Origin of the sequence: Gordonia sp. SL306 (assembly GCF_026625785.1) — a bacterium.
Lineage (GTDB): Bacteria > Actinomycetota > Actinomycetes > Mycobacteriales > Mycobacteriaceae > Gordonia.
On record NZ_CP113063.1, the window covers coordinates 1694268 to 1708386 of the forward strand.

Consider the following 14119-nt stretch of genomic DNA (forward strand, 5'->3'; position numbering starts at 1 on the left):
TATGGCCGGATGTTGACTTGTCATACGCCCGCGAAATGGGCGCCCACCTGAGGATTACCCGGATCGGACAGGCTAAGCAAACCCGCTGCGTATCGTGGCGCTCGCGACCACCACAGATATGCGAGCAGACTGACGACATGCGATTCGTGCCGTCGACCGCCACACCTCGGATACTTCTCGCGCTCATCGTGGGCATACTGTGCGCGGCCGCCGTCGGGTTGGTCACCACCGATGCGGGGTCGGCGATCCTCGTCGCCATCGCGGTCACCGGTGCGGTGTTCGTCGTGCTCGGATGGGCGGCGCTGTGGCCGATGGACGGGGAGCAGACCCGACAGCACGCGGGTCGCGAGGACTACCGGCCGGCCATCGACGAACTCATCGTTGTCGTTGCGACCTTGTCGGCACTCGGCGGGATCGTCGGCCTGTTGATCGAGGGGGGCTCCCACGCCGACTGGTTCCCGGCCACGGTCGCGCTGGCGGGAGTGTTCCTGTCGTGGGGAAGCCTGCACCTCATGTACGCCACGCGGTACGCGTTCCTCTACTACGCGGGTGAACCCGGTGGCATCGACTTCAATTCAGACGCACCTCCGGAGTTCCGCGACTTCTTCTATTTCAGCTACAACCTGGGCATGACGTACCAGGTGTCGGACACCGACGTCTCCGACTCCGGAATCCGGGCGGTCGCGCTGCGCCACTGCATGCTCTCGTATGTATTCGGCGCCGTGATCCTCGCGACGACGATCAACCTCGTCGCCGGGATAGTCGTCACATGACTGCGCGGCACCGGCTTTCGGTCTCGAGGACCTCGGCCGGTGCCGCGCGTGTCGTTGTCGAACTGTCGACTGGGGGCTGTTACTTGAGCGCCCCGGTCTGCAACTGGTTCGCGAAGTCCGGGTGCGTGGTCAGCCACTCGTTCACCGCGGCGTCAGGATTGTTGCCCTGGTACTTCTGCGTCATCAGGTCCTCGAGATCGGAGAGTTCCTGGTCGGGGACGATGAGGTTCTTGAACAGCTGGGCAGCCTTCGGATTGGACTCACCGAAGCCCTTGGTGGCGAAGTTCCAGATGCCTTCCTTGCCGCCCATCGCTCCCTTCGGATCGTCCAGGTCCCGAATGTCGAACGCCGAGTAGGCCCAATGCGGCTTCCACAGGGTGACCGCGACGTTGGTCTTCTCGGCCTCGGCCTTCTTGATCGACGCGAGCATCGCGGCGGTCGACGAGGTCGTGAAGGTCATGTTCTGCAGGCCGTAGGCGGGGATCATGTCGTCCTTGACGACACCGGTCTCACCGGCCCCGGGCTCGATCCCGACCAAGGTGTTGTTGTAGTCGCCACCCATCGACTTCAGATCTTCGATGGACTTCGCCGGTGACGAACTGTTCACCGCGATGGTCAGTTTCGCATTGTCGTACCAGCAGCCGAGCGGCTCCATCTGGTCGCCGTACTGCTCGATGTAGGTCTTGTGGGTCGTCGGCAACCACACGTCGGTGATGACGTCGACGTCGCCCTTGGTGGTCGCGGTGAAGGCCGCCGCGGCGTCGAGGGTCTTGACGTTCGCGGTGTAGCCGTTCTTCGTGAGGATGTTCTTCATCAGGTAGGCCGTCGCGGTCGACTCATCCCACCCGCTGAATGCACCGATGGTGATGTTCTTGTCGCCACTACCCGCGGAGGCACTCGTGGCATCCGCGACGCCGTCGGTGAGCGAGCAGTTCGCGTATTTGCTCGCCGCACCCGAGGCGCTGGCCTCGGTCCCGCCGCCGCCCGCCGAATCGGAGTTGGAGTTCGACGCCCCGCAACCGCTGAGCGCCAACGCGCCGACCGTGACGGCCGCCGCGAAAATCCCTAGCTTTCTCTTCATCTCGTTCCTACCCTCTTTCACTCCTGCAATGGGTCGTGTGACCCACCGGACGTAACGTGTGGCCTGCGGCGCGGCCGGATCGATGCGACTAGGCGTTCGCCACCCGGCCACGGCCACCGATCGCCGAACTGATCCGATCCATGTAGACGGCGATGATCACCACCGACAGACCGGCTTCGACTCCCAGCGCCAGGTTCAGGGTCTGCAGGGACTCGTTGACCTGCCCGCCCAATCCGCCTGCACCCGCGAATCCGGCGATCACCACCATCGACAGTGCGAGCATGATGACCTGGTTGACGCCGGCCATGATCGTGGGCATCGCCAGCGGGATCTGGATCTGGCGCAGGATCCGCGCGGGGCTCGACCCGAATGCCTGTCCCGCTTCGACCACTTCCGGATCCACTTGCCGGATCGCGAGTTCGGTGAGGCGGATGCCCGGCGGCATCGCGAAGATGATGGTCGCGACGACGCCCGGCGTGGGGCCGATACCGAAGATGATGATCACCGGGACCAGGTAGACGAGGCCCGGAAGGGTCTGCATCAGGTCGAGGATCGGCCGGACGACGGCCGACACCGCCCGGTTGCGGGCCGCAAGAATGCCGATCGGGATCGCGATCACGAGCGCGATGATCACCGCCACGAGGACCAGGGCGATCGTGCTCATCGCGTTCAGCCACTGATCGAAGGCGCGGATGAAATAGAAGCCGATGACCGTGAAGACCGCTAGTGGCCACCCTTTTCGGAGGCCACCGGCGAGCAGGGCGAGGACGGCGAGAATCACGATCATGACGTAGTAAGGCGGGCTGGACAGCACGTTGTACAACGCGTCGTAGAACCCGTCGATCACGGTCTTGATCGCGTCGAACAGCCAGGAGGCGTGTTCGGTGAACCAGTCGAAGGCGGACTCGACGGCGTCCCCGAGATGGATACGCGGGTTGGCGAAGCTCACGATGCGTCACCACCTTCGAGATCGGTGGGGGGCGGTTCGACGACGTTGTCCACGTCGGCATGCTCGGACGAACCCGGCGCGGTGTCCCTGGGCGCCATCGAGGCGAGCAGCCCGACCCGCGGCACGACGCCGCGCAGCCGCCCGTCGTCATCGGTGACCACCAACGGCACCGGCGACTCACTCGACGGCGCAAACAGTTCGGCCACCGGCGTCGACCCGGTGACCGAGACGAGCGCGTCCTTTCGCAGCAAAGGCGTCAGTTCTTTCTGGTCGGATTTCACTGCCGCGACCGCATCGTCGTCGGTGACGTAACCGAGCAGTCGCCGGTCACGGTCGACGACGAGAACGCCCGAGGTCTGGTGCTGTCGCATCTCGTTGACGGCACCACGCGGTCCGGCGGACAACGTGATCACCGCAGTCGCTGGCTCCATGACCGAACTTGCGGTCAACACCCTGGACCGGTCGACCTCGGCGGTGAACTTCGCGACGTAATCGTTGGCCGGGTCGGTCAGAATCTGTTCCGCGGTACCGATCTGGACGATCCGTCCGGACCTCATGACGGCGATCCGGTCACCCACGTACATCGCCTCGTTGAGGTCGTGGGTGATGAAGATGATCGTCTTGCCGAGGCTGGACTGGAGTTCGATGAGCTGGTCCTGCATCTCACCGCGGATCAACGGATCGAGCGCGGAGAACGCCTCGTCCATCAGCAGGATGTCCGTTTCCGCTGCCAGTGCTCGCGCCAGACCGACACGCTGTTGCATGCCGCCCGACAGTTGGCCGGGCAGTCGGTCCCCCCAGCCCTCGAGGCCGACGACGCCGAGCCAGTGGTCCGCACGTTCGAGCCGCTCGGTCTTGCCGATGCCCTGTTCCTTGAGCGCGTATGCCGCGTTGTCTCGGACCGTCCGGTGCGGGAGAAGAGCGAAATGCTGGAAAACCATGGAGACGTGGTCACGACGGATGCCCCGCAGGGCTTTGTCGGAGACCTTGGTGATGTCGGTGTCGCCGATGTGGATGTTGCCCGCGGATGGCTTCCACAGCCCGTTGAGGGTCCGGATCAAGGTCGATTTTCCGGAACCGGACAGCCCCATCACGACGAAGATCTCACCGGACGCGACCTCGAAACTGGCGTCGATGACCGCTGCGGTGCCCATCTCTTTCAGGTCGTCGGGGTCCGCACCGGCCCGTAACCGCTTGACCACCTCGTTCTCACGTCGACCGAAGATCTTGTAGACGTGCTCGGCGCGTAGCGCGACGTCGTTGGGATGCGTACCCGGCTGGGCAGCCTCACTCAGGGATGGAGTCGCCAAACCCTCACCTTTCCGGGCCTGGCCGTGTCGCTCGTGGTCCGTTCGGAGCCAGCGCCGGCGATCACATTCCGGATCACGCCGGGGCGCATCCGAGGCCACATTTTGTCGGTCGGTTCGTCTGTCACCTTAGTCAGGTGACGGTTGACGCACATCATTTGCCTGGTGTTGACCGTGTCTTCGGCAACAACGACCACGTTGAAATCGGACAAAGCGCCGACGCCGCAACGGGTTGACCGTGGCCCCCTGGCGGGTGCCGGATCAGTGGATCAGGCCGCCGCCGACAGCAACACATCGCACGCGCGGGCAACCGCACGATCGGGCGGCGTCAGCCGGTCGGCCAGGCGCACGGCGTTCTCGGCAACGCACTCGTCGAGCAACAGTGCGAGGTCATCGTCGTCGAGCTTGCGCAACCGCCGGCCGCCTCCGACCTCCAAGCGGCGGAGTGCGGCGGTCCACATCGGTTGATCAGCACTGAGCCAGCCCACCACCGCGGGGATGCCCGCCCGTGCGACGGCCGCCGTGGTGCCCGCACCACCGTGATGCACCGCGCCGCGACAGCGCGGCAGCAGCACCTCGTGATCGACCGATCCGGTCACCCGCAGAACGCCGTCGCGCTCCGGAAGGTCATGTGGCGTATGGGCGATGACCCGCAGGCCCATGGCGGTCAGCGATCCGATGATCCCCTCGATGCGTCCGCGTTCGATCGGCATGCTGCCGAATCCGACGTAGACGGGCCGGGCATCGGCTTCGGCCCAGTCGACGGCCCGTGCCGTCACCTCGCCGTCGTCTCCGTTGTATGCCTCGCGAGTGGGCCCGTCCGGCAGCAGGGTGCCGGTGAACGGCCGGGTGGGACCCCATTCGTCCGGGAGTCCCGGAAACATCAACGCGTCATACGCCTGGATCTCGGGGCCACCCGCCTCGCGGAGCCGGCGCGGAAGCGGGCCGGTCGCCGGCGCCATACCGAGGCGCCGGCGCAGGTCGCGGTCGCGACCACGCACAGTCCACCAGTTGACCTGGTCACCGATCGACCAGAACGCACGCCGGGCCCACCGCGGCGTCGATCCGAGGATCTCGACCGACTGATTGGCGCGGATCGGGCAATAGTGCAGCGGCACGAACGAGACCTGTGCGCTCTCGGCGACGGTGGCCGCGCGTTCCTGCGCAAGCAATCCGGTCACCAGCACGTCGGCGTCGCCGGCGAGTTCGCCCATGACCTGTTCCGACGTCTCCGCACCGAACGCCGATATCTCCGCCAGCGCCTTGAGGCGGACCGAGGGATTCTTGCTCTTCAGCCGCTTCTTGACGAGCGGACTCTGCAGGAGCTCCGAGTTGTCCGGACACAACACTCGGGTCGGCAACCCGGTGCGGCTCACCGCCGGCGCGATGTCCTCGGGCGCCGCCACGGTGACGTCGTGGCCTCGGTCGGCAAGCGCCTGCGCGACGGCGACACCCGGCTGGACGTCGCCCCGGCTGCCGTGCATGGCAAAGCCGAATCTCATCGATTCTCCGAACTCCCCTCCAAGATCACCTCGACGGCGCGCGCGGCACTCTGGCACGCGCCTTCCATCGTGGTGGTCCAGTCGGTGCGCGTCCAGTCACCGGCCAGAGCCAGGCCTTTCACCATGGTGCGCTGGTCGGGCCGGACACCCGCGGTCCCCGGACGTTGCGCGAACGTGGATTTCGGCATCCGCACCACGTGACTGTGGATGACCGTGGCCCCGGCGGCATCCGGGTAGTACCTGCGCAGCATCCCCATCTGGAGGTCGGTGATCTCTGTGTTCGACTTCGCGGTCAGCTCGTAGGCCGCCGAGACCGTCGTGGAATAGAGGTGGTGCCGGGACGGGTCGCGGTCGTGCATCCGCTGGCGATCCCACACCTGCTCGAGCACCCCCTCACCGCCGTAAAGGATCTCGCCCCAGTCGGCCATCCCGATCGAGCGGTCGAGGTAGAGGTTGACGCTGACGATGGGGACCGGTGTCAGGTTCTCCACCGCGGCGTAGATCTGTTCGTGACCGGGCACCTGGTCGAGTAGGCCCTTGACGTTCCACACCGGCACGGCGCAGATGACCGCCTCCGCGGAGATGCGTTCACCGTCGGTGAGGGTGACTCCCGTGACCGTGTCGTCGACGACATCGACCGATGCGACGACCGCTCGGTGCCGCACGTCGACACCGGTGTCGGCGAAGACTTTCTCGGCGCCGTCGACGAACAAGGTGTCGAGATCGACAGTCGGGTAACCGATCGAGATCGGCGTCCGGCTCTCGCGTGCCCGCCGGATACCGGTCACGAGAAGGTCGGCAGGCACCTTGGCCGACGAGATGTCGGGCTTGTCACCGGTCAACCCGATCACGATGCCGTCCCACAATGCGTCTCGCGCCGACTGCGGCATACCGATCCGACGGAACCACTCGTCGGCGGTGACGTCGTCGAGCCAGGGCGGCTGGCGCAGCGCCTGCCGGATCAGCGTGGCCTGGGCGCGTGCCGTCCGCCATCGGTCCAGGCCGGTGACGCCGGGCAGATCGCCGATCGCGGCGCGCAGGCCCGCGACGCCACCGAACGAGGAACGACGTGTGCCGCCGCCGGGCATGCGGACGGTCATGTGACCGGGAAAGGCCACATGCTCTCGTGTCCCGACGCTGTCGAGATATCGCATGAGGTGCTGGTAGCCGCTCGCGAACACGTGCTGCCCGTTGTCGGGAACGTCGTCGACCGCCGCCACCGGCATCGCGATCGTGCGCCCGCCGAGCGATCCGCGTCGTTCCAGGAGCGTCACGCGGTGCCCTGCTTCCGCGAGCCACACCGCCGACGCCAGCCCGGCCAGCCCCCCACCCACGACCACGCAATGCATGCGGCCAGCGTAGCGGTCAGCGCTGACCGGTGCGCTTCGCGAACCGCCCGGGAATAGAAGTCCGCGGCGCCCCGTTGAACAGCGCGACGGTCTCGGGATCTCTGCCCCGGGCCCCACCCCTTTTCGCCGCTTCGAGCGGCCACTTGCCGAGAGGCGCATTATTCCGGGGCCGTCCACCAACAGCGAGAGCCGCCACCCATCGGGTGGCGGCTCTCGTGTGTGTCAGGCGAAGCTGTTGACCAAATTGTCTGCCGCCCAGTTCATGTGTTCGACGATAGCGTCTCGCGCATCGCCGGCATTGCCGCTGTCGATCGCGTCGATGATGACCGCGTGGCGATCGACGTCCATGTTGCCGACGGCACGCTGGGTGCCCGCGTACATTATCGACATGCGGATGGAGCCCTCGAGCGACGTCCAGGAATGCACGAGGGTGTCGTTGCCGGTCAACCGACAGAGGGCGCGATGGAAGTCGAGGTCGGCTTCGATACGGTCGTCCAGGTTCTCGGTGCCGGCGCGTTGCATGCGGTCGAGGGTCTCGCGGAGCTCGGCGACTGCTGCCGCGCGGTCCGGCAGTGCGGCCAGGTCCGCCGCCGCCAGCGCTTCCAGTGCCGCGCGCACGGCAAAGATGTCACGGACCTCATGCCGTTCCAGGCTTCGGACCGACAGTCGGCCCCGCGGCCCCGGAACGACAAGTCCCTCCTGCTGCAGTTGCCGAAGCGCCTCGCGCAGGGTGCCGCGGCTGATCCCCAGTCGCTCGGAGAGCTCGGTTTCGATCAGGGCACTACGCGGTCGGAGTTCGCCGCGGGTGATCGCGGTCCGAAGGGCCGCCACGGCTTGTTCACGCAGGTTGGTGCGCTGCAGACCGAGGAGCGCGCCGGGTTGGTCCGCCATGGTCGGAGTCCTCTCTGCAGACAGACGGTTGACTGCTGTCTGTTGACAGTGAGTGTACGGGCCGGGACGGTATTCGCGGGCCGTCGCCGGCACGGGCGTGGTCACAGCTCGGCCAGCACGCGTGCTTCGATGCGGTCGGTGGACAATCCGTATCGTTCATGCAGAGTCGGCAAGGCGCCCGCATCGAGGAACGCGTCCGGCAGCGCGATTGCACCCACCTGCACACCGACGCCACGCTCGACGATCGCCGCTGCGACGGTCTCGAACAGGCCGCCCACCTTGGTGTGGTTCTCCAGCGTGTAGGCCCGGCGACCCGTGGACAACTCGGCCACCACGGTGTCGGCATCGAACGGTTTGATCGTCGGGGCGTGCACGACGCCGACGTCGACGTTGTGCTTGGCGAGCCGGTCGGCGGCCTGGAGGGCGCGCATGGTCATGAGTCCCGAGGAGACGAAGACGACGTCGTTGCCCGGGCGCAGCACCTTGGCCTTGCCGAGTTCGAAGGAATAGTCGTATTCATCGAGGACGGTGGCGACTTTACCGCGCAGTAGTCGCAGGTACGACGGGCCGGGAGCGGCCGCGAGCTGTGGGACCGCCTGTTCGATGTCGATCGAGTCGCAGGGGTCGACGATCGTCAGATTCGGCATTCCGCGGAAGATGGCCATGTCTTCGGTCGCCTGGTGGCTGGGGCCGTAGCCGGTGGTCAGTCCAGGCAGACCGCCGACGATGTTGACGTTGAGATTGGGTTCGGCGATGTCGAGGCACAAGAAGTCGTAGGCACGCCGCGCGGCGAACACCGAGTAGGTGGATGCGAACGGGATCAGGCCGGTCTCGGCCATGCCGGCGGCGGCACCGAGGAGCAGCTGCTCGGCCATGCCCATCTGGAAGAAGCGCTCGGGCATGGCCTGGGCGAGGATGTGCATGTCGGTGTACTTGGCGAGGTCGGCGCTGAGGCCGACGATCCGCGGGTCGGCTTCGGCGGCACGCACCAGCGCATGTCCGAATGGTGCTGTCGCCGTGCGTTGACCGGGATCGACGAACGACGCGATCATCGCGGAGGTCTTGAGTTTGGGTGCTGCGGTGGTCATGTCAGGCCTTCGGGGTACTGGTGGTGGAGAAGCGGTCGGTGAGCTGATCGCGGCAGATCTGCCATTCGTGTTCCTCGATGCGCATGAAGTGTGCTTTTTCGCGGTTCTCGAGAATGGTCGCGCCGTAGCCCACCCGGGTGTCGCAGATGACGATGGACGGCGTGCCGCGCGGAGTTGCGCGGGCGGTCACATCGTCGAACGCATCGAGCAATGCCTCCGGTTCGTTGCCGTTGACGCGGCGGACGTACCAGCCGGCGGCCTGCCACTTCTGTTCCACCGGTTCGATGTTCAGCACGCCGGACGTCGGGCCGTCGGCCTGCAGTGCGTTCATGTCGACCATGGCGATCAGGTTGCCGAGTTGGTGATGGTGGGCGCCCATCGCGGCTTCCCAAGTCGATCCCTCGTCGAGCTCGCCGTCGGACAGGAAGTTGAAGACGCGAGACTCCGAACCCTGGTGTCGCAGGCCGAGGGCCATCCCGACCGCGACGGTCAGCCCGTGACCGAGCGATCCCCCGGAGATCTCCATACCCGGCGTGTAGGAGGCCATTCCGGACATCGGCAACCGGGAGTCGTCCATCGCGTAGGTGAGCAACTCCTCGGTCTCGATTATCCCCGCGGCGGCCAGCGCCGCGTAGAGGCCGATCGCATAGTGACCGGTGGACAGCAGGAACCGGTCGCGCTCCGACCAGTGCGGGTCGTCGGCGCGGTAGCGGAGATGGTCGCCGTAGACCGTGGCCAGGATGTCGGCGGCGCCGAGCGCCTGTCCGACGTAGCCCTGTCCCTGCACTTCGCCCATGTCGATGACGTGGTGGCGCATCCGGTAGGCGAAGTCGGCGACGACGCGCCGACGCTCGGAGAGGGATTGGGCGGTAAGGGTTTTGGTGGTCGAGGTGACAGTCATAGCAATTCCTTGGCAGGTTCAGGGACGAAAGGGCGGTCGGCGGCGTTTCGCTCGGCTTCGGCAGCCAGGCGACGCTCCTCGGGCCCCCACGTTTCGCGGGTCGACAGGGCAGCGACGAGACCGATGGCCGCATACAGCGCGAACAGCAGCGCCGGACCGATCCAGCCGAGCCAGACGAACAGCAGGGTCGTGATGAACGGGGTGAAACCGGCGACCATGGCCGAGATCTGGTATGCCAGTGATGCTCCCGATGCACGTCGAGCAGCGTCGAAGAGCTCGGGGAACCAGGCACCCTGGGCACCGGCCAGCGCGTTCTGGCAGACGGCGTAGGACAGGATGATGGTGGCGCCGATGAACAGGATCAATCCGGTGTTGACGAGTAGGAACATCGGTATCGCGAAGATCACCGCGAAGGCGCAGACGCAGATGTAGACCGGGCGTCGACCGATCTTGTCGGTCAGCGTCGCCCAACCGACTGTCGCACCGATGCCGATTGCCGAGGCGATGCACAGTGACGTGAGGGTCTCACTCTTGGAGGCCAGATCCTCGTTGTGCAGGTAGGAGATCATGTAGGTGATCGAGACGGCGTAGCCGGCGGTTTCGGCGATGCGGAGCCCGATGCCGCGCAGGATGTCGCGCCAGTCGTGTTTGATCGACTCGACGATCGGCGACTTCTCGACCTTGCCGGCGTCCTTGACCTCTTCGAAGACCGGCGACTCGGGGACCTTCGCCCGGATGATCAGGCCGACGATGACGAGCACGATGCTGGAAAGGAACGGGACTCGCCACGCCCAGTCGCCGGCGAGGTGCACGCTGCCGAGGAACACGAGGTTGGCGAGCAGTAGACCGACGGGGAAGCCTGCTTGCACGATGCCGGTGTAGCGACCCTTCTTGCGCCACGGTGCATGTTCGTAGCTCATCAGGATCGCGCCGCCCCATTCGGCGCCGAACGCGAGGCCCTGGATGATGCGCACCACGACGAGCAGGATCGGGGCGATCACGCCGACTTGGGCATAGGTCGGCAGCAGGCCGATGGCGAAGGTGGCCAGTCCCATCAGGATCAGGGAAGCCACCAGTACCGGCTTGCGGCCCACCCGGTCGCCGAGGTGGCCGCCGATGACACCGCCGATCGGACGGGCAGCGAAACCGACGCCCAGCGTGGCGAATGCCGCCAGAGTGCCGGCAACCGAGCTCTGCCCGGGGAAGAACGCCGTGCCGAAATACAGGGCGGCCGCAGTTCCGAAACCGATGAAGTCATAGGTCTCGATCACCGCACCGACCGAGGAACCGACGGCGACACGTCGCGCATCGGGCGATCCATTCACAGGTCCGCGCATCTGGAGTGCTGATGTCGTCACCTCGCACCCCTCCTTCGAGTAGTGGGTCAAGTGTTTCAGGGGATGTTGGGCCTCAACAAGAAAGAGTGTGACTCACGACACGATCACTGTCAACAGTCGACGGTTGCCGGTTGACCGTTGCCGGTCAACGACATACTGTGGTCCACATCACGGCAGATAGAGGAGAGCTCAATGGTCAGCACGCGACTCGGTTGTTCGACGATCTCGTTTCGTCGGCTCGACCTGGGTGCGGCGTTGGCCACCATCGCCGATCTGGGATTCAGCGAGGTCGATCTCGGCTCTCTGCCGGGGGTGTGCGAGCACGTCCCGCTAGATCTGGACCGACCCGCCCGGTCGCGCGTTGTCGCCGCAGTCCGCGCCAACGGTCTGGCGGTTCGCTCCATCAACGCCGACATCGGTGACCTGAATCGCCCGATCTCCGCCGGTGAGACCGCACAACGTCGACGCCACCTCGAAGAACTACTCGCGCTTGCCGCCGACGTCGGCTCGATGGCCGTCGTGCTGCCCAACGGTGCTTTGTCCCGAGCGCCGATTCAGTCCCTCACCGCTGACCTCGATCTGGTCGCAGCGGAGCTCACCGCGGCCGCTGCGGTTGCCGAAACCCACGGTGTCGGGTTGTGGACGGAGTCGCTGCACGTGCTCCGGTTGTGCTGCACGGTGCAACGGGCGACCGCGCTCGCCGAACGGTTGGCCGGCAGCACCGTGGGCCACGTGCTCGATGTCAGCCACGTCGTCGCCTCGGGCGCGCACCTCGCCGAGGCGATCGCCGCGCTGGACGAACGCATCGAACACGTGCATCTGCGGGACGCGACTCGAGGAGAGCCCGGCGACGATTCGGATCCGCTCCGGCCCGGAAACATCAACCTGAGTATCGGTCGAGGTGAGGTCGACTTCGACGCCGGGCTGCGCGCGCTCGGCGACAGCGCATTCACCGGGCACCTCACGCTCGAACTGGAAACCCACGACATCGACGACCGCGTCCGCCCAGCAGTCACGGCCGCCGCAGCCCGCACCATCGAGGCACTTCTCGACACGCACCTGCCCACCAATTGACCCGCAACAACAGGAGATGAGATACAGCATGAGCACCCAACGAACCGCCGTCATCACCGGCGCCGCCTCGCAGGCCGGACTCGGCCGCGCCACTGCCGCCCGCTACGCCGAAGACGGCTGGGGCATCGTCATTCTCGACCTCGACGGGGAGGCGTCGGCCAAGGTCGCCGCCGAGATCGGTAGCACCTACGACGTACCGGCCTTCGGCCACGAGATCGACGTCGCGAGTGAGGAATCCGTCACCCGCGCCCACGCCGCCGTCGCCGGCGAAGTCGCCTCCGGTGCACTCCCCGCGGTCGGGGCGGTCGCCAACATCGCCGGCATCACCTCCCCGGTGCCCTTCCTCGAGACCACCCTCGACCTGTGGAACAAGGTCATGGCAGTCAACGCCACCGGCACCTACCTGGTCACCAAGGCCTTCGTGCCTGCCATGATCGACAACGGCTGGGGCCGCATCGTCAACATGTCTTCGGTGTCCGCACAGCGCGGCGGCGGCGTCTTCGGCAAGGTCCCCTACTCGTCGGCAAAAGCCGCCGTCCTCGGCTTCACCAAAGCCCTCGCCCGCGAACTCGGTGATACCGGTGTCACCGTCAACGCCGTCACCCCAGGTGCTGCCGACACCGCTATCCGCGTCGGCAGCACCGCCGAGGACGAGGCCGCCATCGCCGCCGGTATCCCCCTGGGTCGCGTCGCCACGACCCGCGAGGTCGCCTCGGTCATCACCTTCCTGTCCTCGGAGGATGCCTCATACCTCACGGGCACCACCATTGACATCAACGGCGGCAGCCATATGCACTGAGTCTGCGGGCGATGGGCGGCGGTTGCGGCCTACCGGGTCTCGGCATCCTCCCGCTTCGGCAGCACCCACCCTGCGCGGGGGAAGTGGCAGGTGTAGCCGTTGGGCTGCTTGAGCAGGTAGTCCTGATGCTCCGGCTCGGCTTCCCAGAAGGGCGCTTGCGGCTCGATGGTCGTCACGGCCTTCCCGGGCCACAGGCCCGACGCGTCGACGTCGGCGATCGTGTCCCGCGCGACCCGCTCCTGCTCCGGGCTCAACGGGAAGATCGCGGACCGATAGCTGGTACCGACATCGTTACCCTGACGATCCTTGGTGCTCGGATCGTGGATCTGGAAGAAGAACGCCAGAACGTCTCGGTACGTCGTCTCCGACGGATCGAACACGATCTCGACCGCCTCGGCATGACCGGGATGGTTGCGATAGGTGGCGTGCTCGTTGCTTCCGCCGGTGTATCCGACCCTGGTGTCCAGCACGCCGGGTTGGCGGCGGATGAGATCCTCCATTCCCCAGAAGCAGCCGCCGGCGAGGACCGCCGTCTCGGCGCCGGGGCGACGCGTGATCTGTCCGGTGTCGATGGTCATGATGCATCCCTCTCGGTCGTGGTGTCGGTCGGGTCGTCGGTGGTGTCGAACAACTCACGGTAGGCGCCGTAGCCCTCCGCATCGAGATCCGAGGCCGGGATGAACCGCAGCGCTGCGGAATTCATGCAGAAGCGTTGTCCGCCTGCGTCGCGCGGGCCGTCGTCGAATACGTGTCCGAGGTGGCTGTCGGCGCCTGCGGAACGGACCTCGGTGCGTCGCATCCACAGCTTGCGGTCCGACTTGGTGGTCACCGCGTCGGCCTCGATCGGCTTGGTGAAACTCGGCCAACCCGTTCCACTGTCGTACTTGTCGGTCGAGGAGAACAGCGGTTGTCCCGAGACGACATCCACGTAGATGCCCGGCTCGTGGTTGTCCCAGTACTCGTTGTGGAATGCCGGCTCGGTGCCGTCCTGCTGGGTGACGCGATATTGAGCGTCGGTGAGGGCGCTCACGGTCTCGGTTGTCTTGCGGTACTCGTTGGTCACATTTC

Annotated in this window: 14 protein-coding genes; 3 read left to right on the forward strand and 11 right to left on the reverse strand. The window is 66.2% G+C overall.

Annotated elements, in window-relative coordinates:
* The first annotated feature begins 137 nt into the window (after positions 1-137).
* The gene (locus OVA31_RS07705; protein WP_267630501.1) at positions 138-773 is read left to right on the forward strand and encodes a DUF1345 domain-containing protein; all 636 of its coding nucleotides are present in this window, start codon (positions 138-140) and stop codon (positions 771-773) included.
* Positions 774-852: 79 nt separating this feature from the next.
* On the opposite strand, the gene OVA31_RS07710 is transcribed toward OVA31_RS07705, so the two are convergent.
* The 9 genes from OVA31_RS07710 to OVA31_RS07750 form a co-directional block, all read right to left on the reverse strand.
* Entirely contained in the window at positions 853-1854 is a 1002-nt protein-coding gene (locus OVA31_RS07710; RefSeq protein WP_267630502.1) for a glycine betaine ABC transporter substrate-binding protein, read from the reverse strand.
* 88 nt (positions 1855-1942) lie between these two features.
* Complete coding sequence (locus tag OVA31_RS07715) at positions 1943-2803, reverse strand: ABC transporter permease (protein WP_267630503.1); 861 nt, start codon at positions 2801-2803, stop codon at positions 1943-1945.
* Positions 2800-4113, reverse strand: a complete 1314-nt coding sequence (locus tag OVA31_RS07720) for a quaternary amine ABC transporter ATP-binding protein (RefSeq protein ID WP_267630504.1) — start codon at positions 4111-4113, stop codon at positions 2800-2802. Before OVA31_RS07720 ends, OVA31_RS07715 begins: the two co-directional genes overlap by 4 nt.
* A 266-nt stretch (positions 4114-4379) precedes the next feature.
* On the reverse strand, positions 4380-5612 hold the full coding sequence (locus OVA31_RS07725) for a glycosyltransferase (protein ID WP_267630505.1): 1233 nt from the start codon (positions 5610-5612) through the stop codon (positions 4380-4382).
* On the reverse strand, positions 5609-6961 hold the full coding sequence (locus tag OVA31_RS07730) for a hydroxysqualene dehydroxylase (RefSeq protein ID WP_267630506.1): 1353 nt from the start codon (positions 6959-6961) through the stop codon (positions 5609-5611). The genes OVA31_RS07725 and OVA31_RS07730 overlap by 4 nt, the downstream gene beginning before the upstream one ends.
* Positions 6962-7183: 222 nt before the next feature.
* Positions 7184-7852: a GntR family transcriptional regulator gene (locus tag OVA31_RS07735; protein ID WP_267630507.1), complete on the reverse strand. Its 669-nt coding sequence runs from the start codon at positions 7850-7852 to the stop codon at positions 7184-7186.
* A 101-nt stretch (positions 7853-7953) separates the two neighbouring features.
* The gene (locus tag OVA31_RS07740; protein WP_267630508.1) at positions 7954-8940 is read right to left on the reverse strand and encodes a transketolase family protein; all 987 of its coding nucleotides are present in this window, start codon (positions 8938-8940) and stop codon (positions 7954-7956) included.
* A 1-nt stretch (position 8941) separates the two neighbouring features.
* Complete coding sequence (locus tag OVA31_RS07745; protein WP_267630509.1) at positions 8942-9841, reverse strand: transketolase; 900 nt, start codon at positions 9839-9841, stop codon at positions 8942-8944.
* Positions 9838-11178, reverse strand: a complete 1341-nt coding sequence (locus OVA31_RS07750) for an MFS transporter (protein WP_420714198.1) — start codon at positions 11176-11178, stop codon at positions 9838-9840. Before OVA31_RS07750 ends, OVA31_RS07745 begins: the two co-directional genes overlap by 4 nt.
* A gap of 192 nt (positions 11179-11370) precedes the next feature.
* Here OVA31_RS07750 and OVA31_RS07755 point away from each other — a divergent pair, with 192 nt between their 5' ends.
* A complete protein-coding gene (locus tag OVA31_RS07755; protein ID WP_267630511.1) occupies positions 11371-12252 on the forward strand; it encodes a sugar phosphate isomerase/epimerase family protein in 882 nt (293 codons plus the stop codon).
* A gap of 28 nt (positions 12253-12280) precedes the next feature.
* Positions 12281-13051 carry an SDR family NAD(P)-dependent oxidoreductase gene (locus OVA31_RS07760; protein ID WP_267630512.1) on the forward strand — a complete coding sequence of 257 codons (771 nt, stop codon included), beginning with the start codon at positions 12281-12283 and terminating at the stop codon, positions 13049-13051.
* 29 nt (positions 13052-13080) lie between these two features.
* Here OVA31_RS07760 and msrA read toward each other — a convergent pair whose 3' ends face one another.
* The gene (gene msrA, locus OVA31_RS07765) at positions 13081-13629 is read right to left on the reverse strand and encodes a peptide-methionine (S)-S-oxide reductase MsrA (protein WP_267630513.1); all 549 of its coding nucleotides are present in this window, start codon (positions 13627-13629) and stop codon (positions 13081-13083) included.
* The gene (gene msrB / locus OVA31_RS07770; RefSeq protein ID WP_267630514.1) at positions 13626-14114 is read right to left on the reverse strand and encodes a peptide-methionine (R)-S-oxide reductase MsrB; all 489 of its coding nucleotides are present in this window, start codon (positions 14112-14114) and stop codon (positions 13626-13628) included. The genes msrA and msrB overlap by 4 nt, the downstream gene beginning before the upstream one ends.
* Positions 14115-14119: the final 5 nt, after the last annotated feature.